This window comes from Marinospirillum alkalitolerans (assembly GCF_045055655.1).
GTDB lineage: Bacteria > Pseudomonadota > Gammaproteobacteria > Pseudomonadales > Halomonadaceae > Marinospirillum > Marinospirillum alkalitolerans.
The window spans coordinates 140167-165144 of the sequence record NZ_JBANFI010000003.1 but is presented as its reverse complement, the minus strand read 5'-3'; the positions used below and the strand labels follow the sequence as shown (position 1 = coordinate 165144).

The 24978-nt window shown below is 53.3% G+C and carries 23 protein-coding genes and 1 tRNA gene; 8 read left to right on the top strand and 16 right to left on the bottom strand.

Annotated elements, in window-relative coordinates; genetic code table 11:
* Nucleotides 1-45: 45 nt before the first annotated feature.
* The 14 genes from V6U78_RS05695 to V6U78_RS05630 form a co-directional block, all read right to left on the bottom strand.
* Complete coding sequence (locus V6U78_RS05695) at nt 46-2310, bottom strand: Orn/Lys/Arg family decarboxylase (RefSeq protein ID WP_405338316.1); 2265 nt, start codon at nt 2308-2310, stop codon at nt 46-48.
* Between the two features lie 85 nt (nt 2311-2395).
* Nucleotides 2396-3751 (bottom strand): RNA-guided endonuclease IscB, encoded by a 1356-nt coding sequence (iscB, locus tag V6U78_RS05690; RefSeq protein WP_405338314.1) that lies wholly within the window; start codon nt 3749-3751, stop codon nt 2396-2398.
* A 377-nt stretch (nt 3752-4128) separates the two neighbouring features.
* Nucleotides 4129-5262 (bottom strand): sulfate/molybdate ABC transporter ATP-binding protein, encoded by a 1134-nt coding sequence (locus V6U78_RS05685; protein WP_405338312.1) that lies wholly within the window; start codon nt 5260-5262, stop codon nt 4129-4131.
* Complete coding sequence (gene cysW, locus V6U78_RS05680; protein ID WP_405338310.1) at nt 5259-6155, bottom strand: sulfate ABC transporter permease subunit CysW; 897 nt, start codon at nt 6153-6155, stop codon at nt 5259-5261. The genes V6U78_RS05685 and cysW overlap by 4 nt, the downstream gene beginning before the upstream one ends.
* Nucleotide 6156: 1 nt before the next feature.
* Nucleotides 6157-7011: a sulfate ABC transporter permease subunit CysT gene (gene cysT / locus V6U78_RS05675; RefSeq protein ID WP_405338308.1), complete on the bottom strand. Its 855-nt coding sequence runs from the start codon at nt 7009-7011 to the stop codon at nt 6157-6159.
* Between the two features lie 11 nt (nt 7012-7022).
* The gene (gene cysP / locus V6U78_RS05670) at nt 7023-8060 is read right to left on the bottom strand and encodes a thiosulfate ABC transporter substrate-binding protein CysP (RefSeq protein WP_405338306.1); all 1038 of its coding nucleotides are present in this window, start codon (nt 8058-8060) and stop codon (nt 7023-7025) included.
* Nucleotides 8061-8183: 123 nt separating this feature from the next.
* Nucleotides 8184-8957, bottom strand: coding sequence for a thiosulfate oxidation carrier protein SoxY (locus tag V6U78_RS05665; RefSeq protein WP_405338304.1), 774 nt, complete (start codon nt 8955-8957; stop codon nt 8184-8186).
* A gap of 14 nt (nt 8958-8971) precedes the next feature.
* Nucleotides 8972-10066: a YeeE/YedE family protein gene (locus V6U78_RS05660; protein ID WP_405338302.1), complete on the bottom strand. Its 1095-nt coding sequence runs from the start codon at nt 10064-10066 to the stop codon at nt 8972-8974.
* Between the two features lie 125 nt (nt 10067-10191).
* The gene (locus V6U78_RS05655; RefSeq protein WP_405338300.1) at nt 10192-11490 is read right to left on the bottom strand and encodes an FCSD flavin-binding domain-containing protein; all 1299 of its coding nucleotides are present in this window, start codon (nt 11488-11490) and stop codon (nt 10192-10194) included.
* A 22-nt stretch (nt 11491-11512) separates the two neighbouring features.
* The gene (locus tag V6U78_RS05650; RefSeq protein ID WP_405338298.1) at nt 11513-11878 is read right to left on the bottom strand and encodes a c-type cytochrome; all 366 of its coding nucleotides are present in this window, start codon (nt 11876-11878) and stop codon (nt 11513-11515) included.
* Between the two features lie 144 nt (nt 11879-12022).
* Nucleotides 12023-12811 (bottom strand): ferredoxin--NADP reductase, encoded by a 789-nt coding sequence (locus tag V6U78_RS05645; protein ID WP_405338296.1) that lies wholly within the window; start codon nt 12809-12811, stop codon nt 12023-12025.
* A 287-nt stretch (nt 12812-13098) separates the two neighbouring features.
* Nucleotides 13099-14115, bottom strand: a complete 1017-nt coding sequence (gene cmoB / locus V6U78_RS05640) for a tRNA 5-methoxyuridine(34)/uridine 5-oxyacetic acid(34) synthase CmoB (protein WP_405338294.1) — start codon at nt 14113-14115, stop codon at nt 13099-13101.
* Nucleotides 14116-14118: 3 nt separating this feature from the next.
* Complete coding sequence (gene cmoA / locus V6U78_RS05635; RefSeq protein ID WP_405338292.1) at nt 14119-14859, bottom strand: carboxy-S-adenosyl-L-methionine synthase CmoA; 741 nt, start codon at nt 14857-14859, stop codon at nt 14119-14121.
* Nucleotides 14856-15935: a methyltransferase gene (locus tag V6U78_RS05630; protein ID WP_405338291.1), complete on the bottom strand. Its 1080-nt coding sequence runs from the start codon at nt 15933-15935 to the stop codon at nt 14856-14858. Before V6U78_RS05630 ends, cmoA begins: the two co-directional genes overlap by 4 nt.
* A gap of 337 nt (nt 15936-16272) precedes the next feature.
* Between V6U78_RS05630 and V6U78_RS05625 the strand changes: the two genes are divergently transcribed.
* The 3 genes from V6U78_RS05625 (at nt 16273) to V6U78_RS05615 (ending at nt 20270) form a co-directional block, all read left to right on the top strand.
* A complete protein-coding gene (locus V6U78_RS05625) occupies nt 16273-18477 on the top strand; it encodes a TRAP transporter permease (protein WP_405338289.1) in 2205 nt (734 codons plus the stop codon).
* 57 nt (nt 18478-18534) lie between these two features.
* Nucleotides 18535-18990: a universal stress protein gene (locus tag V6U78_RS05620; protein ID WP_405338287.1), complete on the top strand. Its 456-nt coding sequence runs from the start codon at nt 18535-18537 to the stop codon at nt 18988-18990.
* Between the two features lie 266 nt (nt 18991-19256).
* Nucleotides 19257-20270, top strand: a complete 1014-nt coding sequence (locus V6U78_RS05615) for a TAXI family TRAP transporter solute-binding subunit (protein WP_405338285.1) — start codon at nt 19257-19259, stop codon at nt 20268-20270.
* A gap of 101 nt (nt 20271-20371) precedes the next feature.
* Here the strand turns inward: V6U78_RS05615 and V6U78_RS05610 are convergent, their stop codons facing one another.
* Nucleotides 20372-21211 carry a CheR family methyltransferase gene (locus V6U78_RS05610; protein WP_405338283.1) on the bottom strand — a complete coding sequence of 280 codons (840 nt, stop codon included), beginning with the start codon at nt 21209-21211 and terminating at the stop codon, nt 20372-20374.
* A 112-nt stretch (nt 21212-21323) separates the two neighbouring features.
* Nucleotides 21324-22265, bottom strand: a complete 942-nt coding sequence (locus tag V6U78_RS05605; RefSeq protein ID WP_405338281.1) for a chemotaxis protein CheV — start codon at nt 22263-22265, stop codon at nt 21324-21326.
* Between the two features lie 139 nt (nt 22266-22404).
* Here V6U78_RS05605 and flgA point away from each other — a divergent pair, with 139 nt between their 5' ends.
* The 5 genes from flgA (at nt 22405) to V6U78_RS05580 (ending at nt 24970) form a co-directional block, all read left to right on the top strand.
* Nucleotides 22405-23025: a flagellar basal body P-ring formation chaperone FlgA gene (gene flgA / locus V6U78_RS05600; RefSeq protein ID WP_405338279.1), complete on the top strand. Its 621-nt coding sequence runs from the start codon at nt 22405-22407 to the stop codon at nt 23023-23025.
* A gap of 140 nt (nt 23026-23165) precedes the next feature.
* Nucleotides 23166-23456, top strand: coding sequence for a flagellar biosynthesis anti-sigma factor FlgM (gene flgM, locus V6U78_RS05595; protein WP_405338277.1), 291 nt, complete (start codon nt 23166-23168; stop codon nt 23454-23456).
* 154 nt (nt 23457-23610) lie between these two features.
* Nucleotides 23611-24099, top strand: coding sequence for a flagella synthesis protein FlgN (locus V6U78_RS05590; protein WP_405338275.1), 489 nt, complete (start codon nt 23611-23613; stop codon nt 24097-24099).
* A gap of 5 nt (nt 24100-24104) precedes the next feature.
* On the top strand, nt 24105-24815 hold the full coding sequence (locus V6U78_RS05585; RefSeq protein ID WP_405338273.1) for a flagellar brake protein: 711 nt from the start codon (nt 24105-24107) through the stop codon (nt 24813-24815).
* Between the two features lie 78 nt (nt 24816-24893).
* A tRNA-Arg gene (locus V6U78_RS05580) sits at nt 24894-24970 on the top strand.
* Nucleotides 24971-24978: the final 8 nt, after the last annotated feature.

Here is a 24978-nt window from a genome sequence, read left to right as displayed (position 1 = left end):
CTCTTGCGAGGGTTTTTTTGTGGCTAAGAGTCAGAGAGGGGCTGCTCAGGGCGCTTCTTGCACCACATCAACATAGTAGCCATCCACGCCGTTGACTTCTTCATGCACCAGACCATGTACATCGGTTTCAAAGCCAGGAAAGCGCTGGTTGAAATCACGTACAAACTTCAGATAGCGCACGATGGTGGCATTAAACTTCTCGCCGGGAATCAGCAGTGGAATGCCGGGCGGGTAGGGGGTGACCAGCATCGCCGTAACACGGCCTTCAAGGGCATCGATTGGGCAACGCTCAACCTGACGGTGCGCCATCTTCGCCCAGGCTTCGGCAGGCAGCATCGCAGGCTCGATATTGGACAGATACATATCAGTGGTGATGCGGGCCAGGTTGTACTCCTTGTACACCTGATGGATCGCATGGCATAAATCGCGCAGCCCCGTTTTCTCATACTGAGGATGGCGCGCGGCAAATTCAGGCATCACCCGCCAGATCGGCTGGTTGCGATCATAGTCATCTTTGAACTGCTGGAGCTCAGTCACCATTGAATTCCAGCGGCCTTTGGTAATGCCAATGGTAAACATGATGAAGAAGGAGTAGAGGCCGGTTTTTTCGATGATAATGCCGTGCTCTGCCAGATACTTGCTGACAATCGCCGCAGGAATACCCTGAGCATCAAAGTTACCATCGACATCCAATCCGGGGGTGATGATGGTGGCTTTAATGGGATCGAGCATATTAAAGCCGGTTTTGATGTCCCCAAAACCATGCCAGGTATCTCCGGAATGAATCACCCAGGCATCTCGATCACCTATGCCTTCTTCCGCGAGTTCTTCTGGACCCCAGACAGTAAACCACCAGTCATCATCACCGAATTCAGCATCGACCTTGCGCATCGCGCGGCGGAAGTCGATGGCTTCATGAATGGATTCTTCGACCAGGGCTTGCCCACCGGGTTCTTCCATCATCGCTGCTGCCACATCGCAGGAAGCAATAATCGCGTACTGGGGGCTGGTGGAGGAGTGCATCAGATAGGATTCATTGAAGCGATGGCGATCCAGCTGACGGGTTTGGCTATCTTGGACCAGAATTTGTGACGCTTGAGAAAGACCCGCCAGCAGCTTGTGGGTCGATTGGGTCGCAAAGACCAGTGTTTCTTCCGAACGCGGACGATCGGCACCGATGGCATGCATATCCTTGTAGAAGGGATGAAAAGCAGCGTGAGGCAGCCAGGCTTCATCAAAATGCAGCGTATCGATGGTCTGACCCAGCTGGGCTTTGATCTCTTCCACATTGTAGAGAATACCATCATAGGTAGATTGGGTGATGGTCAGAATCCGTGGCTTGTCCTTATTGACGGCATGGCGTGCGAAGGGATTGGCTTCGATCTTGGCACGTATCGTGGCCGGATCAAATTCACTCTTCGGGATGGGGCCAATAATGCCGTAGTGGTTGCGTGTGGGCATCAAAAAGACAGGAATCGCCCCCGTCATGATGATGGAGTGCAGAATCGATTTATGGCAGTTGCGATCAACCACCACCACGTCTCCAGGGGCGACAGTGGAGTGCCAGACCACCTTGTTTGAAGTCGAGGTGCCATTGGTGACAAAGAACAGGTGATCACAACCAAAAATCCGCGCCGCATTATGCTCACTGTCGGCAACTGGGCCGGTGTGATCAAGCAGCTGGCCCAGTTCATCGACGGCGTTACAGACATCAGCACGCAGCATATTCTCACCAAAGAACTGGTGGAACATCTGCCCGACGGGGCTTTTTAGAAAGGCCACCCCCCCTGAATGTCCTGGGCAGTGCCAGGAGTAGGAGGAGTCGCTGGCATAGTCCATCAGCGCAGTAAAAAAGGGCGGTGCCAGCGCATCAAGGTATTTTTTGGCTTCACGAATAATATGCCGTGCCACAAACTCAGGCGTATCCTCAAACATATGGATAAAACCATGCAGTTCACGCAGGATGGCATTCGGAATATGGCGCGAGGTGCGCGTTTCGCCGTACAGAAAGATAGGGATATCATGATTGCGCTTGCGCACTTCACGAATAAAGCTGCCAATCTGCTCTAAAGCACGATCGACACCCTCTTCCTCATCGGAAAATTCCTCGTCATCAATGGAGACAATAAAACAGGACGCGCGGCTGGCCTGCTGCGCAAAGGCCGTGAGATCACCATAGCTGGTGTAGCCCACGACCTCCATGCCTTCTTTACCTATGGCTTCGGCGAGATCACGAATACCGGAACCAGAAATATTTTCTGAACGAAAATCTTCATCGACCACGATGACGGGGAAACGAAATTTCATCATTTTACGCGAGAAACTCCGTGCTTTAGCTCAGAGTGGAAAACGTAACCTTGATAGAGGTCTCGTTTTACCTGTTCTCGCTTCTCCTTTATGTTCTTAGAACTGTTGAAGTTTGGTGGTAGCCATAGCCATCACCACGTTGAAGCATTCGGCAATATTTCCAGCTGATGCCCTGAATAATCTGATCAGGAAGCTGGATATTAAAACTGCCTGTTTTTCTGATAGCGACACGACCCGTGTGAATACCCGCCTTCTTGCCTGATGGTACCTCGGCCTTCACCAAATCACCCGTTTGAAAACCTTGCACGCTTTTCTGGCGCATCAAGTAACCGCGAGGGAAGCCAAAACGATCTAAGCGAGTGCGCTGATAGCAGCCCCTTCCTGATGCCTTGATCGTTAAGGTGGGTCGCTGCCAGCCTTCAATCTGTTCAATCTGGCCTACGCAAACCGCATCCAGCGCGTGAGTTTTTGGTATACCAAGGCGCTGGCGATTGAATTTTGTTTGGCCGCCAGTGCCTGTTAAAACAGGTAGATCTATTTGCTTGAGTGCATTCAACAATGCCCAGCGAGTCGCATTCACCGCAGCTGCATCTTTCAGTGGCTTTTTACATTGCTTCAGTACACGGCCCAGCTGCTTTTCAGCCGAGAGACCCTGTTTCTTCAAGCGGCGCTTTAAGCCTTTGTCCTGCTCAAAAAAGACTGCAATCGGCTGATTATTCTTGGCTTGATTGCACTGGTGGCAGGCCAGCGTCAAATTACTGATGCGATTTGATCCACCTTGGCTTTTCGGGTGAATATGCTCAATCTGGAGTGGCACGTCTTGGGTGCCGCAGTAAGCACATGCACGGCCCCACTTTTCCAAAAGATACTCGCGCACTTCATAGCCCAGCAAAGTGCCTTGCTGATACTCCACGCCGCTGATCTCGGGATTATCGAGCCTCTGCGTATCAAAGCGCACCAGCTCTTGCTGAATGCTGGTGATCGGGGTTAATTTTATGATCCGCTGCACCCAATCTACTGTCGTATCCACCCGATGCTGTAAGCTTGGAGCCAGCCAACCTTTGGGCTTGGTGCGATTATCAAAACGCGCAGCACGGTAGCGGAGCTGATTTCTACGGCGGCGGCGAAAAGCACGACGCTGCTCTAAGGCTTGCTTGATTTGAAATCCACGATGAATCAGCTCAAACAAGCAGAGCACGACCTGTCTTTCGGGCTGCTGTTCATCTTCGCGCACTACCGCTAAGCCCGTGATTTTGCTGCCTGGATCAATCTTGGTCTGTAGTGGCTGAAAAGTGGAGTCAGCGGCCAGTCGATCTTTCAAGCGAATCGTGAAGGGGCGCACTTTGTGTACCACTGCACGCCCACGCACTAATAGCTGCCGTGCTCGTTTTTCAGAGCAGGGCATCAGTGGTGTTTTACGCTTGTCCAGTACAAAAACAGCCATGCTGTTTCTCCGCTATTCAACTTTCAAGCCTTCAAACTTTAAATTCAGCCCTTACGGGTTCTAGTGACGCAGGGCTTACGCCCTGTCTCCCCTCGGGAAAGTCAGCAATCGGCTCCCACTTCTTAAAAGAAGTGGCGAACAGAACCTTCGGCGTTTTACCTTGCGCCAGCATGATCCTGTTCTTCCAGAGCAGCGAACTGAGGAAGCATTCGCTGGTGGGTCTTCACGACCTATTGCTAACGTAGCGGATTGGTTGCCGCTTTCCCTGGTCAACCTAGCTTGCTTTCACAAACTCCTGCCTTCAGGCTGGGGTAGTTGACGCGCTGAGCCTATCCTCAAGAAAGTGAGACTGAGTGGGCAATCTAACGCATCCCCTGTTAACTCGCTAGTGAAATTCTTGTGGAAGATGACCAGTTCAGCGGCTCAGGTCCTGCTGGCGTTACGCTGGCCTCTGCAGCGGCAAAAAACTGGCCCGCCAGAGGACGCAGGAAGCAGCGATCACCCCTTTGTGGCTGCCAGCTATTAAAGTCCTGATGGCTGATGGCCACTTCCCAGGGTTCGGCGCTGGACCAGCCTTGCGGTAGCAGTTCAAGGCGGACTTCGGCACCGATCAGGTTGATGGCATTGATCTGCATGGGCAGATGGGCCTTTTGCACTGGCTCGCGGCTGAGGGCCAGCTCATGCGAGCGCAGAAAGACTTCACCTTGCTCAGCTTTGAGAGGGTGAGGCAGTTCGATCCAGGCTTCGCCCTGAGACATCTTCTTGCCTTGCACCTGCCCAGAGAAGATATTGACCTGACCTAAAAAGTCATACACAAAGCGTGAGGCTGGCTGATGATAGAGTTCCTGCGGCGTAGCCTGCTGCTCGATGCGTCCTTGGCTCATCACCACTACACGATCGGAGACTTCGAGCGCTTCTTCCTGATCATGGGTGACAAAAACACTGGTAAAACCCAGCTCGTCATGGAGTTCACGCAGCCAGCGGCGCAGCTCTTTACGCACCTTCGCATCCAAAGCGCCAAAGGGCTCATCGAGCAGCAGCACGCGTGGCTGCATGGCCAGCGCCCGAGCCAGCGCCACACGCTGCTTCTGACCACCAGAGAGCTGAGTGGGGTAGCGTTGGGCCAGATGGGGGAGCTGAATGCGCTCCAACAGCTCACTGACGCGACGCTGAATCTCCTGCTGTGGTGGCCGCTGGGATTTGGGCAGCACATCCAGACCAAAGGCAATATTCTCGGCCACGGTCATATGCTTGAACAGGGCATAGTGCTGAAACACAAAGCCAACGCGGCGGTCGCGCACATGCTGGCGGGTGACTTCTTGATCCTGAAAGAAAATTTTCCCTGTATCGCAGCTTTCTAAACCGGCGATCATGCGCAGCAGCGTGGTTTTGCCTGAGCCAGAAGGACCGAGCAGTCCGACCATTTCGCCATCCTGGATATCCAGATTCAGTGGATGCAGGGCTTGGAAAGATCCAAAGGATTTACTGACTTGTTGAATCCGAATGCTCATGACTCGACCTCTTTCATTTGACGTTGCTCCAGCCAAGCCTTCGCGGCAAGCGTGATCAGCGCGAGGCAGGCGAGCAGGGCGGCGCTGGTAAAGGCACCGACGAGATTATAATCCTGGTACAACAGCTCAACATGCAGGGGTAGGGTGTTGGTCTCACCGCGAATACTGCCTGATACCACCGAGACCGAGCCAAATTCTCCCACCGCACGGGCATTGGTTAAAATGACGCCATATAACAAGGCCCATTGGATATTGGGCAGCGTGACTCGGCGAAACATCTGCCAGCCACTGGCACCAAGGCTCAGCGCCGCTTCTTCTTCGCTTGAACCCTGTTGCTGCATCAGCGGAATCAGCTCACGTGCCACATAAGGGCAGGTGATAAACACCGTGACCAGCACCAGGCCCGGCCAGGCGAACATGATTTGTAGGTCATGGTCCATCAACCAGCCACCGAGCCAGCCTTGACTGCCGTAGAGCAGCAGATAGATCAAACCAGCGACCACCGGCGAGACGGCAAAGGGAATATCAATCAGCGTCATCAGCAGCTTGCGCCCGATAAAATCAAAGCGGGTTACCAGCCAAGCCAGCAGGACACCAAAGACTAGATTGATCGGTACCGTCAGGGCGGCGACCAGTAGAGTCAGTCCGATGGCGTGTAGGGTGTAGTGATCGGTGAGGTTCGTCCAAAAACCGGACCAGCCCGCACTGAATGCCTGCACAAAAATCGCAATCAGTGGCATCACCAGCAGTAAAAAAACAGCCAGCAAGACCAGGCCAATCAGCAAGCGACGCAGCCAGGGCTGATCACCCACGCGCTGGCCTTGCGCCTTGCTGGTTTTTTTCTGCGGCTTCACGCTGCTTGCACTGGGTGGGCTGAGAGTGGAGGAATCCATATTAACGCCCCTGAATACGCTTTAAGTAGCGGGTTTGCCAGATATTGATCAGCAGCAGTGCCGTGAGTGACGTCAATAAAATCACCGAGGCGATGGCGCTGGCTGCCGCATAATCAAACTCTTGGAGACGAATAAAAATCATCAAGCTGGTTACTTCGGTCAGATAGGGCATATTGCCGGCAATAAAGATGATCGCACCAAACTCACCCAGGCTGCGGATCAGTGACAGGCTCACCCCCATCAACAGCGCTGGCCAGAGTGCTGGAAAGAGCACCCGTCGAAAGACAGTCAAATCTGACGCGCCTAAACTGAGCGCCGCTTCTTCATCCTCTTGTGCCAAATCTTCAAGAACAGGCTGCACACTGCGAACAACAAACGGCAGGCTGGTGAACAGCATCGCCACCAGTATGCCGGCTGGTGCATAGGCGACCTGAATGCCGACTTGAGACAGCAGCTGGCCATACCAGCCATTTTCTGCAAACAAGGTGACCAGCGTCAGGCCTGCAATCGCCGTAGGAAGCGCAAAGGGCAGGTCGATCATCGCATCAATCAGGCGCTTGCCAAAAAAGTGATAGCGCACCAAGACCCAGGCCAGCAGCAATCCCAGCACCCCGTTGATCAGTGACGCTCCGAGCGCCATCAAAAAAGTGACGCGATAAGAGGCGACAACGCGAGGATCAGAAATCACCTGCCAGTATTCCTGCCAGCTCATGCTACTGGTTTGTACGATCAGACCCGTGATCGGCAACAGAAGAATCAGGCTGATAAAAAGCAGTGACACCCCCAGGCTGAGGGTGAAACCGGGCAAGACTTGCTTGCCCTGAACGCGAAGATGCTTGTGCAAAAAGGTAGGCATGGAGGGGGGTCCTAGCGGCGCTGATACTGATCCAGCTGGCCACCATTGGCAAAGTGGTGCTGCATGGCGGCTTCCCAGCTACCGGCGATGTCTTCAATACCCAGCAGCTGCAAGGCTTGGAAGCGATCTTGGTGAGCGGCGGCGACTTCAGGATGATGCACACGCAGGTTAAAGCGCGCTAAAAGCTGCTGGGCTTCCTCGCTATAAAGGTGCTCAAGATAAGCGCGTGCGCGTTCTAGATTGCCATTGCGCTGTGCGTGGCGCTCTACAACGGCGACAGGAAACTCGGCGCGAAAGCTAATCGAAGGCACCACAATTTCAAACTGCTGCTCTGGGAAGGCTTCAATAATACCGAGGATTTCGGATTCAAAGGTGATCAACACATCACCGATATTGCGCTCAACAAAGGTATTGGTGGCACCGCGCCCGCCTGTATCAAACACGGCAACACGATTCAGCCAGCCGCGCATAAAAGTATCTATCGCTGCTTGATCCTCGCCAAAGGTTTGCTGCGCAAAGCCGAGAGCGGCCAAATAGGTGTAGCGGCCATTGCCTGAGGTTTTGGGGTTTGGCAGGACGCTGCTGACATCGCTGCGGGCCAGATCATCCCAGTCTTGAATATTGCGTGGGTTATCGGCACGCACTAAAAAGGCCATGGTGGAGTAGTAAGGCGAGCTGTCATTGGGCAGCAGTTCACGCCAGTTGGCAGGTAGGAGATTGCCGCGCTGATGCAGAATATCGATATCCGTGACCTGGTTATAAGTCACCACATCGGCTCTGAGACCTTGAATAATGGCCTGTGCCTGGCGTGAAGAGCCACCATGAGACTGGCGGATTTCGATCGCTTCACCTGTGGTGTTTTGCCAGTGCTCGGCGAACAGGACGTTGTAATCGGCAAACAGCTCACGCGCAACATCATAAGAAGAATTGAGCAGGCTAGAGGCTTGAGCCACACTGGCTGTACCGGCCAACAGAAGAGCCAGACTCAAGGTTTTAACGCGCTGTAAAGGTGATGGCGCAGAAGACTGTGGAGCGTGTGTTTTTAGCATGGTTCGACCCCGATAAAAGTAGACCTATTCAAGAATAGGGGACAGCTTAAATCGAGATCGAGTTATAACAAAGCTATTTCTTAGAGCGTTTGGTTATCTGCTCCTAACTGAAACATGCGCGGCTCAGAGTTGCAGCTGGCGTTCTTCACGCAGTATTTCGCCCTGTTGATCCTGCCAGATAAAGCTAGCTTGCGTACTGGCTGGCAGGATCAGACCAAAACGGAAATAGGGATTGGCCGCGACGCCTGTGTGTAACTCCAGATGCAAGGCTGGCTGCTGATCGAGCTCAAGGGTGAAGGATTCAATCAGGTTTTGTGCGCGTAGCGGTTCGCCGATTACCTGAGTGAGCCCTGTTTCCATGGGGTGGTTGATCAGGGTGCGGATATCGATGCTGCGGCCTGCTTGCAGACGACGCGGCAGCGCGATGCGTGGTTGCTGCATACTGGTGATCTGGGTTTCATCGCCGCCGATCAAACAGCCGCTGACGGTCACTCGTACCTGCTGTTCTGCGATCCAGAATTGGCCTTGTTGGCTACGCGCGACGGCAATCACGGTTTGGCTTTGGTTCAGGCGTATCCGTGTGGACAGCTGAGGTTCAACCCGTGCATCCAAAAAACTGGCCCGCAGGATATCTGCGCGTGGATTCTCTGTGGCAAAAAGGGTGATGAATTCTAATTGATCTCCCTCCGCCAAGGCTGCATCAAAGCGGAGGCTCAGATCAACTGAGGCCCCATTATCTGCGACTAAGGGGAGTTCAAGTGTCAGCCCTTGTGTTTGAGGCGTAGCGCCTTCGAGCAGGGCTTCGACGGGGGCAAAGCGCGTTGCTGCTGCTGCCGAGGTAGAGATCAGCAGCAGAAGCAGGCTGAGAAGACTCCAGTGTTGCAGATTCAATCGCATGATCAACATCCTATCTATGATGAAGGGTGAGAAGAAGAAAGGTGTCTGCGCATGGCCCAGCGGGTACCCAGTAGAATGCCGGCCAGTGCAAAGAAGCTGGTCAGTGCCAGAGTGGAAAAGCCACTCAGCCCTTGCCCCACGCTACAGCCCAAAGCCAGTACCCCGCCTACACCCATCATGAATCCACCGAGCAAAGAAAAATGGGTTTGGCGGGTGGAATCAAAGCCTTGCCAGCGAAACTCCTTCGCCAGCAGCGCCCGCACCAGCGCGCCGCAGAAGACACCCAGAACCAAGACCACCCCCAGATTTAGGCGGCTGCCTGTGGACAGCAGTAGGTACTGCTGGGTTTGTGCAATGGGAGCGATAAAGCTCAGCGCTGAGGGGGCCTGAGGTTGAAAGGGGTCTTGCGCTGCCCAGCCTGTCCACCACCAGCTGAGCGCGATCAGCAGGCCAAGACTCAAGCCGCCGAGGGCATCGCGTCCATCTAGGGCTAAGCGTCGCCCAGAGGTGCGGCAGCGGGGACAGCTTAAAAAGCAGAAGGCCAGCAATACCAAAAGTAAGAGGCTGATCAACACCACCATCGCCCAGCTGGATGCAAGGCCGAACAGTTCAGGTAGTGTGACACCACTGAGGCGTGGCAGAGGCAGGCCATCCAGTAGCAGGCGCAGGGGGGCTAAGATGCCGGACAGGGTCATGCCCGCGCCCAGTGCCAGAGCCAGCAGGGTGACGGCCGAGCGCAGATTGCCGCTTGCCAGCAGGACCACACTGCGCGCACCGCAGGCGTTGGCCAGCGTCATGCCATAGCCAAAGATCACCCCACCGAGCAACACAAGCAGCGGTGAGAAATCGCGTGGAAAAAAGACGCTGCGATCAAGATCGAGATCAAAAAGAACCCGTGCCAGCTGAGTGAACAGCAGACTGGTCGCCATAGCGAGGGCAAAGGCTTGTAACTTACGGCTATCCTGATGTTGCCAGCGATGCAGCAGACCTCGAAGCAGGCAGAAGCGGCTCCATTGTGCAATCAGGCCATAGGCGATGCCGATCAGTGCCATGCCCAAAAGCAGCAGCACTTGCGGTTGATCAATGAGGTCAGCAAACCAATCAGACATGAGGCGTCTCACTTGCAGCAAAGGTGAAGGCTGGGATCTTCTGCTGATCAGAAGAGCAAAAAGCAAGAGATGGTTTCCCATCCCTTGCTCTTGATCCGCTCAACAGGCTGAGATACGCCGGTGCATTAAAGCTGAGTGCCCCAGGTATCTTGGCTGATCGCATTATACCAGCCAACGGCATAGGCTGCCTCATTGCGGCGGAACTGCGCACTGGCCTCCATCGGGCTGACACCACCTGAGCCGGGAACACTGATGACGCGCTGGTTTTCGGCACGATAAACACCAGCAACGGTGATGCCATACTCAGGACCCACCAGGCTATAGCAGGTGTTGGCCCAGTAAGGATCAACTGGCTCAAAGCCACCCAGTGAGGCCAGAATCGCGGCAGCGGCCACCTTGCCTTGCGCATTGGCGGCAAAACCAGATTTGGGCATTGGAGCGGCAACAGTGGCATCGCCAACAACATAGATATTGGCAACCTGCTGAGATTCAAAGGTATTGGCCTTCACTGGTACCCAGCCAGAAGCATCGGTGACGCCTGCGCGTTCGGCAATCCAGCCTGCTTTTTGTGGCGGCACCACATTCAGGACGCTGGCGCGATGACGCGTGCCGAATTCGGTTTCGACTTCTAAGCGCGTCGCATCCACACGGGTGACTTCGCCATCCTGAGCACGGCCAACCCATTCGATGCGATCACCATAGAGTTCACGCCAGCCCTGCATAAACAGGCCCTGCTTAGAGAAGTTGTCCTTGGCATCGAGGATCAGAACCTTTGAGCGAGGCTTGTGCTGGCTAAAGTAATGCGCGATTAAGCTCGCACGCTCATAGGGTCCGGGCGGGCAGCGGAAGGGGTCTGCCGGTACGCTGAGGACAAAGGTGCCGCCATCTTCCATCGCTTCGAGTTGACGACGCAAAAGCTCGGTTTGTGGGCCGGCTTGCCAAGCATGGGGAGCCAGTTGTGCCGCGGCTTCATCATAGCCTTCGATCTCGTTCCAGCGCATCGAGATGCCAGGTGACAGCAGCAGACGGTCATAGTCTAAGCGCTGACCATTCGACAGCACGACTCGCTGTGCAACCGGATCGACATCTGTGGCTGTTGCATGAATGACGCGCACGCCATAAACCTGCTTCAGCTCATCATAGTTGTGCGCAATGCTGTCCATCGAACGCTCGCCAGCGAGCACCAGATTTGAAAAAGGGCAGGTGTGGAAGACACGCTTGGGTTCTACCAAGGTGACCTCCACTTGTGGATTACCGCGCTTCAGATACTTGGCGGCTGTGGCCCCACCAAAGCCACCACCGATGACCACGACCCGACCGGCTGAGCCTGAACGAGCACCTAAAGCAGCACACCCACCCACCAGAGGAAGTAGACCTGCGGCACCACCGGCTTTTAAGAATTGACGACGAGAAAACTGAGACATGACACTCTCCTGAAAAGTCGGATTAAGGCTGCGTAGGACGATAGGCTTGAGGCTGAGCAAAGTAGCGGGCCAACAGGGCCAGCTCTTCATCGGTATAGCCGCGCGCAAGGCGCTCCATTACCGTGGTATGCGGTGTCTCGCCACGCTTAAAGGCCAGCAGCTGGCTTTCTAAAACAGAAGCTGGGCGCTGCGCAATGGCTGGGATCACACCGCTTAAACGGCCTTCAGTGCCGTGGCAGCTGGCGCAGACACCCGCCAGAACTTGGGCTTGCAGGGCTTCGCGCTCAGTGAGTGGGGCTTCTTGTGCGAAGACATGACTGGAGAGCAGGGCCAGCAGCAAGGTCAAAAAAAGGCCTTGCAAGGGACGGCAGAGAGCGGAATGCTTCATAGTGGTTCCTCATCGTTTCTAGCTAGTTTGATTGTTCTATTTTATCAAGATGCAGAGGGGTTCTGCTACAAGACGCTGAAGCAGCTGGAGCCAGAGATCCGCCGCGCCTGCTTGGCTGACGGATCTCTGCATCACCTTGGCGCATTAATCAACAAAAGCCCGCTCGATGACATAATCACCGGCCTCACCCATGCGTGGTGAAATCTGAAAGCCACGTGCATCCAGCGCAGCAGAAATATCGCGCAGCATCATCGGGCTGCCGCAGATCATCGCGCGGTCTGTCTCTGGATTGAGTTCAGGTAGACCCAGATCGCGTGCCAGATCGCCGCTGGCCATTCGCTCGGTGATTCTGCCCTGCTGTGCTCGACCTTGATAAACAAAAGGCTCGCGCGTGACAGTGGGGTAGTAGATGAGTTGCTGAGCAATCTGTTCACTGAGATAGGGGTGTTCAAGCAGGTCGCCAGTGATGAACTCACGGTAGGCCAGATCTTTTTCATGGCGAACGCCATGCAGCAGGATGACCTTTTCGAAGCGCTCATAGGTGTCTGGATCCTGGATGACGCTTAAAAAAGGTGCCAAGCCTGTGCCGGTGCTAAAGAGATAGAGATGCTTGCCGGGTTTTAAATCGTCTAATACCAGTGTGCCAGTCGGTTTTTTACTGACAAATAAAGAATCGCCGATCTGCAAATGTTGCAGGCGCGAGGTCAGGGGGCCATCTGGCACCTTGATGCTGAAAAACTCCAGCTCTTCTTCATAGTTGGGGCTGGCAATGCTATAGGCACGCATCAGCGGCTTGCCTTCGACTTCAAGGCCAATCATCACAAACTGGCCGTTTTTGAATCTCAGTCCATCACTGCGGGTGGTTTTGAAGCTGAACAGGCGGTCTGTCCAGTGACTCACATGGGTAACTTCTTCTGCATAAAACTTGCTCATGGAACTGACCTCAAGGCGCCTGAAAATAGGAATAAAGGATAAAAAAAGCAGAGGATGGCTATGCTAGGGCTTTTTATAGCCGAGGTTAAATGGTTTGTTTTTATAATCTTATGCAAAAAAATATCTTCTGCTTTAGATCGAAAGGCTATAGAAGCCTGAGTGAAACAGTCGGATTTTATCACCGAAGAGTGAAGCTCGCCAGTTGCAGGGAAAACGCTGGGTTGGCACTTCTGTTGAGCAGAAGAAAAAGAGGGGTGACCGCTGGTGAGGCCAGCGGCCGGAAGTCTCTAGGGTTTGCGGGCGATCATCACGGCCCTGAGTGGGGCTGGGTAGCCTTCACGCGTGCGGCTGGGATCTTCTGGATCAAGAAAGTCAGCCAGAGATTGAAAGCGCATCCAGTCTGTACTGCGTTGCTCTTCGGTTGTGGTGCGGTTCAGATCAACGCAGCGTACATCAGCAAAGCCAGCTCTTTCTAACCAGAGGCTGAGGGCCGCGACAGAGGGCAGGAACCAGACATTGCGCATCGCTGCATAGCGATCTTGTGGCAGGAGCACCTGCTGCGCACCACCTTCAACCACCAGTGTTTCCAGTACCAGCTCTCCTCCTGAGCGCAGGCAGGCTTTGAGATCCAATAAATGATCGATCGGTGAGCGGCGATGATAGAGCACGCCCATCGAGAAGACGCTGTCAAAGGCTTCGAGCTGTTCCGGGACGTCTTCGATGCCCAGCGGCAGATGGTAAACCTGCTCGCAAAGCTGCGGCCCAAGTAGCTTTTTGACGGCTTCAAACTGGGCAAAATAACGGGGGGAAGGATCTATGCAGAGAGTCAGTGCTGCTCCTGCGCCTGCCATGCGCCAAGCGTGATAGCCACTGCCGCCGCCAACATCAAGGATCAAGCGTCCGCGCAGATCGCTCAGGTGGGGCGCGACGCGCTGCCATTTCCAATCTGAGCGCCATTCAGTGTCGATCTTGGTGTCATGCAGCAGAAAAGGCCCTTTACGCCAAGGGTGCAGATTATCGAGCAGTCCTGTGATGCGTTTTTTTTCGGCATCACTGAGCGGGCCTGCTGCCGTCTGGCCTGCACCAGCATAGAGGGCGTCCTGGTTCAGATCATATTCAGCGGTGCTGAGCTGGGGGAGCTGTTCTATTCTTTGCCACCAGCCATGAAACTCAGGGTGTCGCTGTGGCGAGAGGGCGCGGCTGAGCTGTTCAGGCAGGCGTGCAAGCCAGCGGTGCAGACCTGGGCGTGCCTGCCCCTGTTGTGCCAAGGTGGTATATAAATGAGAAAAATCAGGAGAGGCCATCAATTAGCTGCCTTTCAGTGCAATAAAAGAAGTGAAGTTCAGATACTGGAACCATTGGCTGACCAGACTGAAGCCCGCCTCACGCAAGCGCGAGATCTGGATTTCAGGGGTATCGGTACGCAGTACATCTTCCAGCGCTGTGCGCTTTTGTGCGATTTCGAGATCTGAGTAGCCATTGGCGCGTTTGAAATCATGGTGCAGTTCATAAAGCAGCTGAGCTTCACGCTGATCTTGAAGATGGACCTTCTCACTCAAAATCAGTATGCCGCCGGGTCGCAGCGCGGCAAAGAGGCGCTCGATCAAGGCAGCTCGATCTTCAGGTGCGAGAAACTGCAGCGTAAAGTTCAGCAAAATGGCATCGCAGGGCTGATAATCGACTGTGCGAACATCCGCACACATCAGTTGGCAGCGGCGAGCGGGTAAGGCCGCTTCGAGCACTTGGGTGGCCTGTTCGATCATCGCAGCAGAGGTATCGATGCCGATCAGCTCGAGTTGCTGGTGTGCTTCAAGCTGTTGTGCCACACACAGCAGCCCCGCGCCAAGCGAGCAGCCTAGATCATAAATACGTCCGCCTTCGGGCACATAGCGCTTGGCCATCACCCCAGCCATGCTGAGCATCTGTGAGTAGCCAGGAACAGAGCGCTTGATCATGTCAGGAAACACCCGCACAACCTGTTCATCAAAACTAAAGCGTGCATGCTGATCCAGAGGATGAGCAAAAAGCGCATCTGGAGCAAAACTCATTTGATCTGTCCTCCTCGCGCCCAGTACACGGCGTAGCGGCCATCCTGAGCATATTCTTGATACTGGCCGAAGCTGGCTTCGAGCAGTTCAGGCCAGGGTAGAAAGCGGTTCGCAACCAGCCACAACTCGCCTTGTGGATGGAGGTGCTGCGGGGCCTGACGAATCAGGCGTTCAGCGAGGCTGTAATCTGTGCGCTGCCCAGTATGAAAGGGTGGATTACTGACAATCCAATCAAAGCGCCGCCCATCTAAAGAAGAATAGATATCGCTCGGCAGGACTTCACCTTGTAATCCATTAGCCGCAAGGGTGGCTTGTGTGGCGGCCAAAGCCAGTCCGTTTACATCCGTTGCGCAGAGCTGCGCTGCGCTGGCGTAGTGTTTGAGCAACCAAGCGCCGAGCAGACCACAACCACACCCCATATCCAGCAGCTGCTTGGGTCGAGCCTGCCCCAGCTGCTGATGAGCTGGCTCTTGTAGCCGTTCGCGCCAGACTTCCAGTAAGAGTGCCGAGCCCTCATCCAGGCGTCCGTGGCTAAACACGCCAGGGCGGCTGATCAAGGTGAGTTGATCTTCTGTCTGCCATTGGCTGGCCTTGGCGACGGGGGCCAGTGTGCGTATCAGGGCCAGATCCTGTGTCGGCTGATCAGAGAGCTGAAGGCGATAGAGACTGGTGCGCTTGGCTGTATCCACCTTGTGAATGCTGAGCCCAGCTTGAGCGAGATTCTTCGCAACGGCCTTTAAACCGCTATGGTTATCTCCCACGAGATCAAGGCTCGGCCAGTGTGCCAAGGCCTGCTCAAGCCACCAAAAGCCCTCTTCCTTGGCTTTAGGCCAGAATAGCAGCGGGTGGCTGGGTGGGCTCAGTGGATCAAAGGTCTCTCCCACCAGTTGAGCGGCGATGCCCTGCTGTTGAGCTTGGAGAACTTGTCGCCAGTCTGCACTGAGGCTCAGCGCGACAGGCGCAGAGAGGGCGCTTAGTTGAAGCTCTGCTGGGGGGGCAAGCAGGCAGAGAGGCTGCTGCCAGCGCTCGCGATGGCGCTGTAAAAAGGCATTGAGATCGCAATGAGAAGAGGACATAGAGTGCCGATGGGTCAGAAAACAGGTCGGATGCTGCTACTCACTGGGCCTGCTGTGATGGCTGCAAGTCGAGCCAGTGTCTGTAGCTGAAAAGCGCATAAGATAGTCGTTTTAGCTCAGGATGACCAGTCTTGCTCTATTTTGTGTGGAAATCCGCACGCGGTTGATCTTGGTTGCGCGGACTTCCCTACATGACTAGCTCAACCTGGATTAGACTTAAGTCTGAATCTTTTTTGCTACCTGTATGATTATTAACGACTATTCTTGATGTGGCGCGCTAAGTGCTTTAGTCATTCAAATCAACAACACAATAACTATTCATTGACGGGAAGAGACTATGTCGAATGTCGATCAATCGCTCGATGGCTTGAGCCAAAAAGAAAAAGAAAAGCTGAAAGAGTTGATGGAAAAGGACGCCAAAAGTGAGCGACACCTGAATCGCCCTTGGACTCTCCTCGTCGCACTGCTTAGTGCAGCGATGGTGCTGGTCTACTTCTATGGCGCTGGCGTGGCGCCTCTCTCCATCCAGTATCATCTGGGTGTCTATGTGCTGATTACCTTTGTGCTGGTTTTTCTGCTCTATCCCGCTGGTCAGAGCCAAGCCGCGCGTATCGGCGCAGCGGTGCTGGCTGGCGTCGTTGGCTCTGTGCTGGTGAGCAGCTTTGTGGTCTATGATTCTCCCACCGCCTTCTACCAGCAGGTGCAGATGTTTAAAGAAACGCTGGAGTTTGATGGCTGGGCCGTGGCATGGGAGCAAGATCTGGATCGTCTGCATTATTTTGTGTTGGCGATTTTTCCTCTGGCTGCTGTGGTGCGTTTTTTGGATCTGTGGATGGAAAAAAATGCGCCCAATAGCCCATCGGCCAGTGATCTTTTTCTGGCGCTGGCGATTGGTGCTGCAGTGGTGTATTGGATTCATCAGTTTGAGCAGCTGAACTATCGTGCTGGTGCAGAGAATGAGCTGGATATGCTGATCAGCCTAGTGGGTATTCTGCTGTCGCTCGAGGTCTGTCGCCGTGTGCTTGGCTGGTCGATTACGCTGATTGGCCTTGGCATGCTGGCTTTTGGTTTGTTTGGTCCTTATCTGCCAGAGCTTTTTGCGCATCGCGGCTTTAGCCTTGATCGTCTGGCCACCTCTCTCTTTCTCACCACCAATGGTCTGTTTGGTGTCATGGCCAGTGTTTTGGCCACCTATGTGATTTTGTTTATCTTCTTTGGTGCCTTCCTACAAAAATCAGGTGCAGGTCAGTTCTTTATCGACTTGCCGCTGGCGCTAGCCGGTCGCTCAACGGGCGGGCCAGCTAAGGTCGCGGTCTTGTCTTCGGCTCTGTTTGGTTCGGTTTCAGGCAGTGCGATCGCCAATACCGTATCTTCAGGTGCTTTTACCATTCCGATGATGAAGCGGGCAGGCTTTAAGCCCCATGTGGCTGGTGGTATTGAACCTGCAGCGTCGATTGGCGGTATGTTCTTGCCTCCGATTATGGGGGCAGGCGGCTTTTTGATGGCGGAACTCACCGGAACACCTTACTCAACCATTATGCTGCTCTCCATTGGTCCAGCGATTCTTTATTTCTTGTCGATCTACTTTATGGTGCACTTTGAGGCCAAAAAGCAGGGACTGGTTGGGATCCAAGGAGAAGAAATTCCGCACTGGAAGCAGGTGCTGAAATCAGGCTGGTACTTTGCCTTACCGCTGATCATTATCACGATTCTGCTGTTGACAGGGCGTTCGGCGGGTAATGCAGCCTTCTGGGCCACCCTCTCTTGTATTGCCGTCAGCTGGGTACAAAAAGAAACCCGCATGGGACCCAAAGAAATTTGGGAAGCCATTTTGCTTGGCGCGCGTAATACGCTTGTTGTCGGGGCCACGATGGGCGTGATCGGGGTGATCGTGGGGGTGATCTCCTTAACGGGCATGGGCTTGAAATTCTCGGATCTGATTATTTCTCTGGCCGGTGGCAGTCTGATTATTGCCTTGGTCTTGATCGCGCTGGCTTCTTTGGTGCTGGGGATGGGTGTACCTGTGACTGCCGCTTACTTAATTGTCGCGGTGCTGGCCGTGCCGGCCCTGGGTGAATTTGGTGTCGCGGTGATTGCTGCGCATATGATTGTCTACTGGCTGTCGCAGGATTCGAATATCACGCCTCCTGTCTGTGTGGCCGCCTATGCCGGTGCCGCGATTGCTGGCTCTGATCCTTGGAAAACCGGTTGGACAGCCTTTAAGTTTGCCAAGATGCTCTATGTGATGCCGATGCTCTTTGCCTTTGTGCCTGCCATTTTGATGGACGGCAGTTTTACTGAGATAGCGCAAGCCTATTTCTCTGCGACTTTGGGTACGATTGCTTTTGGTGCCTTTGCGATGGGATATCTGCGCCGTACCACCACTTGGGTAGAGTGGATTCTGCTGGGCGTAGGAACCTTCTTGCTTTACTGGCCGAGCCTCTATACGGATGCGGCTGGTTTGGGCATCATTGCTCTGGTGTGGTTCCTGCAAGGCCGAGCCTCAGGATCACCTCAGGGTGTGGCACAGCCAACCCGCTAAAGCAGGCTGGCGCTGGCGATCCCAGTGCCAGGATATGACTCAATAGAGAGAAGAAAAATGTTCACTTATAAAACCCTCATGTTAGCGACAGATTTTTCCGAAGGTGCTGCCAAGGCTGCACAGCATGCCGCCAGTTTGGCGCAGCTCTGCCAAGCGCGTTTGCATGTGGTGCATGTCATCACCGAGCTGAGCGATAAGCGCCGTCGTCGCTTGCCTGCTGCGGTTGTTGAAACCTTTGTCCGTGAAATTGAAACCCATGCTTTAGAAGATATGAATCACTTTGTTGAACAGCATTTTGCTGATGCTGGGCAGCAGGGATATCAAGTGACATCCGATGTGGTACTGGGCGCGGACTACCACGCCATTCTAGAAGAAGCCACTAAGGTAGGTGCAGATTTACTGGTGATGGGCACACATGGCCGCACTGGTATAGAGAAGGTATTAGTTGGATCAACAGCAGAGCGTGTCGTGCGTAGTGCCTCGATTCCTGTTCTGACGGTGAGAAGCCACTGATACTAGGCGGCCTTGGCCAGGCTACTTGTGCTTGTCAGACCGATTGGATACTGCACAGCCAAGTTGCCTGCCATCAGCTGCTGGATCGCCAGATCATCTATAGCCTCAGCCATGGATGATCTGGCAAACAGCAATCAGCGACCTTGCTGCTCTATTCGATAGAAGGAGCGTTCTTCCTGCCTATGTTGCAGGTGGGTAGAGGGGATTGGCTGCTGTCGCAAGATAATAATCACAAAGTGAAGATCGATAAGACGAGGAAAACAAGAATGCTCAATAAACTCACTTTCAGCCAATTCCTGGCTAAACCCCTGACCTTCGCCGCCGCTGCGGTGACTGCTGCAGCGCTGGCAACAGCACCGATCAGTGCCGAGGCCCGCACTGAGCGTCTGGCCTTCTCAGGTGGCCCAGATGGCGGTACTTTCCAGTATTTCTCGAATGGCATTGCGACACGTTTATCGCGTGAACTGCCTAATGTTGAAGTCTCCAACATGGCCTCTGCGGGTTCTGTTGAGAATCTGCGCCGTGTGAACTCGCGTGATGCGGATTTCGGTATTGTCTACTCAGGTGATCTCTATCTAGGCTTGAATGGTCAGCTGACCAATGACACGCGCCGTTATCGTAACGTGCAGGCCGTGGCCTATATGTTTGGTGCGCCTGCGCATTTGATCGTGCTGGATAACTCAGGGATCCAGAATCCACAAGATCTGGTTGGCCGCCGTGTTGCTGTTGGCCCAGCTGGCTCTGGTGCGGCCGCTTCTGCTCAGCGTTATTTTGAAGGTTTAGGTATTTGGGATCAGATTCGTCCCCAGTATATCGGTTATAACCAAGGCGCTTCCGCTTTAGGTGATCGCCAGATTGATGCCCTGTGGGTCTTTGCTGGCTTCCCTAATGCTTCAGTAATTCAGGCGGCTTCTTCTAACCGTGTTCGTTTGCTGCAAACCTATGAAGCGGCCCGCGCTGGTAGCCTGTTTGAGAATCACCCCTACTATGCCCAGGTCACGATTCCTGCCGGCACCTACCCAGGCGTGGACTATGATGTCGTGACGATTCAGGATTCTGCCTTGTGGGTGACAGGTCGTCATGTATCAGAAGAGCGGATTGGCCAAGCGTTGGGATTGATCTACTCAGATGAAGGCTTAGCCTTTATGCGCAGTGTTTCTAATGCCGCGCGTGTGATGGGTCGTGATACTGCACTGACAGGTATCGTTACGCCGATGCATGCTGGCGCACGGACCTATTGGGAAGCACAGGGTTTAGAGTTGAGCCCAGCTCAGCGTTAAGTCTGAAACTTGCCCGATAAAAAATCCCAGCCTAAAAGCTGGGATTTTTTTATTTGAGGCTGCTTCGCCTTGATGCTGGCTGCAGCCTTGGAGCAGGTGATTTATTTTGCGCGGTAAATAATCCCGGGCCGACATTGCACCATTTCATACAGATCCGGCATGTTAGAAAGGGCTTCAGAGGCACCCAGGAACAAGTAGCCACCGGGTTTGAGTGTGGCATGGATGCGCCGCAAAATATCTTTCTTCAGCTCAGCTGAGAAGTAGATCAGCACATTGCGGCAGAAGACCACATCAAATTTACCCAGCATATTGTAGCTATGCAGCAGGTTCATTTGACGAAACTCAGCTCTTTTTTGGATGCCGGGGTTGACCTTCCACTTGCCTTCACCGGTTTGTGTGAAGTGCTGAGTCAGGCGCTCTTTAGAGAGGCCGCGTCCAATCGCCAGCATTTCATACATCCCAGACTTGGCTGTCGCCAGTGCCGAGGTGGAAATATCAGTCCCGATAATTTTCTCGCCTAGGCGAAAGGCGGTGGGCGAGGTTTTCTTAAACTCCTCAAGCACCATCGAGATGGAGTAGGCTTCTTGGCCTGTCGAAGCCGCTGCAGACCAGATGCGTAGCGGTTCACGGCTATTTTGTGCTGCCAGCTCGGGCAAGACGCGCGTTTGCAAGATGTTGAACGGATGGACATCACGAAACCAGAGGGTTTCATTGGTGGTCATCGCATCAACAACGGCTTCTTTTAAACCAGAACGAGGATTGCGCTGCATTTCGCGCATCAAATCGGTCAGGCTGGCGAGGTTTTGCTGCGCCATGATTTTACCAAGGCGGCTGGTGACAAGGTACTGCTTATTATCGCCGAGCAAAATACCGCAAGCCTCTTGGAGGAACTTGCGGAAAGCTTCAAATTCTTGTGGAGCTAAGACTCTTGTTGTCGACATCCCTCACCACCATTCATTGAGTCAGGACTAAGAAAAACCCGAAAAATGTATTTTGACCACTCAAAGCATAATAGCTGCAGGTTCTGATAAAAACCAGAAATTAGCAAGGCTTTTAACCACGCTTTAAGCCTGCAGCTGCTTTTATCTCGTGAATCACCACCTTAGCCAGCTCATCCGCATCGTATTTAGCTAAAAAGTAGTTGGCTCCCACTTTTTTAACCATGGATTCATTAAATATCCCGCTTAAGGAGGAGTGGAGCAGCACCGTCAGGTTGGTCAGTTTAGGGTCTTGCTTGATGTGCTTAGTCAGGGTGTAACCATCCATCTCAGGCATCTCAATATCGGAGATGATCATCAAAAACTCATCATTGACCTTCTTGCCCTCTGCGGCCATGTTCTGCAGAAATTCCAGCGCCTGCCGACCATTGGTCAGGCTGGTAAACTTGACGCCGGTTTCAGAGAGATTTTTTTCAACCTGATGCCGAGCGACGGTTGAATCATCCACCAAGAGAATATGGAACTGAGGTGCGATCTGTTTGATTTCATCAGTCAGTATCTCTGAAGAAACCGTTTGCGCGAAAGGATCGACACTGGCGATGATCTTCTCAACATCGATGATTTCGATCAGTTGATTATCCAGTTGGGTAATCGCGGTTAAAAAGCTGTCTTTACCACTACCTGAGGGTGGTGGATGGACTTCTTCCCAGTCAATGTTGACGATGCGATCGACTTCTCGCACTAAAAAGCCCTGAGTGCGGCGATTGTACTCAGTGACGATCACAAAGTGGGTTTCTGGTTTTTGCATCGCCGGTTGGCGGATCGCCATGCCCAAGTCGACCACGGAAATGGTACCATCACGCACATGGGCGACACCACGCACTTCAGGGGTGTGGTGAGGCAGGTTGGTCAGGCGTGGGCAGGGAATAATCTCCTTGACCTTGAATACATTGATACCATAAAGCTGTCTGCCATTGAGGCGAAAAAGCAACAGCTCCATGCGATTTCCACCCGCGATTTTGTTACGAGCGGTGAGTTTGCCTGCTGAGTTGGTCATAAGCACAAGTCTTTAGAGTAGGGAGTGGGCATTCGTGTCAGAGTATAAACTGCATCCTTTGAGGTTGATAAGCATCCTGCTTGCGAGTTTTTTGCTCGTCTGGCCTGCACTCGGTTTCAGTAATCAAGCAGCCCATAATATGCTTGAGTTGCGTGATGAAGTCTATGACTGGGTTGAGCAGCAGCTGCGTGAAGAGCAGCTACAGCGTTATCAGATAGAGCTTAGCACAACTCAAGGTGGCTTAAGGTTGCCTGTCTGTGAAGAAGCTTTACAGGTTGAGCCTCATGGACGGGCAGAGTTGCGCGGTCGTGTCAACTTGCGTGTCGCCTGTGCTGAGCAAGGCTGGTTTATCTATGTCACTGCCAATATTACTGTTTACACTCCAGTGGTGATTGCACGGACAGCCTTGCCGCGCCAAACGCAATTGACGCGTTCGATGCTGGAATTGCGTGAAATGGATGTCTCGCGCCTCCGTGGCAACTACTATACTCGGATTGAGGATCTGGTCGGTTTTCGTTTGCGCTCACGGGTGAATGAAGGGGCGGTACTGACAGATCAACAGCTGATCGCCAGTCATGCAGTGAATCGCGGCGATCAGGTGGTCATTCATGCCATTGGCAGCCAGTTGCAGGTCCGCATGCAGGGTGAGGCGCTTGATAATGGCCAGGTCGGCGATCAGGTGCGGGTAAGAAACTTACAATCTGGGCGTACAATTCGTGCACGGGTTGCCGCACGGGGCGTGGTTGAAGTCCATTTTTGAGCTGACAGAAATGGGCTACACGGCTTGCAGAAGACCCAGCAAAAGACTCAGATAAAAAGGTCAAAAAAAATTAAAGTTTTGTAGACTGAGGCCGAAAAGCTGAACATAAGTCAATACATTAACCTATGGGAAACCAGACTATGGCTATCGAACTCAATGGAGTAGGGAATCATCTCAGCCCAAGGGTTCGTGGTGGTGAGCAAGTGACCACTAAGAGCAGCAGTAGCCAGCCTGCCGCTCAACCCGCGGATCATGCACAGGATCGTGTTGAGCTGAGTAGTCAGGCGCAGCGTATGCTAGCGGCTGATCATACTGAGCGTTTTGATGAAAATAAAGTGGCGGCTCTGAAGCAGCAGATCGAAGACGGTCGCTATCAGGTCGATGCACAGCAGGTTGCAGCGCGTTTGTTACGCTTTGAAGCCGATTTCTAGATCAATTGATTCTCTCTGTTCTGCTTGCCTTAGGATGAGCAGGATCAACCCAAGGCTGAAAAGTCTTGGGTTTTTTTATGCCCTCCACAGAGGTTTGGTTTGATCGCTGAATCCGCTACACTGGCAAAAACTGGTTCACGATGAGGCACACAAGATGTCCGCAGCAGCTCAAGAGTTTAAGCCCCTATTAATTGAGGCCATCCAGCACCTACAGCAGCTCCATGCCCTTCTATTGGAGGAGCATCAATGGTTGCAGCAAGCTGAAAAGCAAGGTGATGGCCTGGATGCCTTGACAGAAAAAAAGCAGGCCTTGTTGCAGCAGGTAGAGCAAGACGTGCAAGCGCGTCAGGCTTTTTTAGAAGCGCAAGGTTTGACACCAGATCAAGCTGGACTGGATGCTTTTTTTGCACAGCAGGATGAGCGGATTGCTAAGGCCTTGAGCCAAGGCTGGACCCAACTGGTTCAGCTTTTATCTCAAGTGCAGGAGGCCAATCAGCTGAGCGCGCGTTTGATTCAGCGTGGCTTGCGTCATTTTGATCTGCTTTTTAAAGCCGTCAAAGCCAGCCAAGGTCAAGTCAGAGTGTATAACCCAGCAGGCGGTGCAGGTGATTTATCGATTCCTCGCCACCTAGGTCAGGCCTAATCACGATGGATGAGCATCTTCTGAATCGCCCAGCTGAGATCGCCAGCTTACTCAGCAGTCTAGAAAGGCACCGCAGTCCGCTGACTTTGCATTTTGCCACCAGCGGTCAAGATCATGCGAGCCTAGTGCTGGGTGTCGACCGTGAAAAAGAAGAGTTTTATCTTGATCAGCCGAGCCTGCTTGCTGGACAAAAAGCAGCCGAATCAGGTGAGCCTTTTACTGTTCGTGCTGTAGATCAAGGAGTGTCTATCTTCTTTAGTGGCTGTCAGGTTAAAGAGGTGGTTGAGCTGGCTGATGGCCCAGTGTATGTCGTGGCCTTCCCGCGGCAGTTGATTCACAACCAAAAACGAGATGCCTTTCGTGTGCGTATTCCGCTCTCTTATGAAATTAAAGCTGACTTATTGGCTTATGAGCGCAAGGCCCCTTTAATCGCTCAATTGGTTGATTTATCTCATACAGGCTGCCAGCTGCTTTTTTCTTATTTGGTGACGCCCCCCTTTCAAAAACGAGAAGTTTTTGAAGAATTAACACTCGATCTACAGGCCTTTGAGAAAAAAGTCACGGTTGCCGTGGAAGCCCGTCATGCACGCTATGATGATAAAAAACAGAGAACGCTGTGCGGTTTCCGTTTTATTCATGTGGATGGCAGCACTCAGGCTGAGATCGATCGTTTTGTCATCTTTTTGCAACGCGAGCAGCGACGACTTGGCCTTTAGAGCCTGATCGCAGCACGAGAAAAGAGGCCGCGTTGTCGCTGATCGAGCAAGTGGTTATAATGCTCGCCCTTCTGTTTTGTCTCCGTAGCTCAGCTGGATAGAGCGTCCCCCTCCTAAGGGGAAGGTCACAGGTTCGAATCCTGTCGGGGACGCCAATAAATTT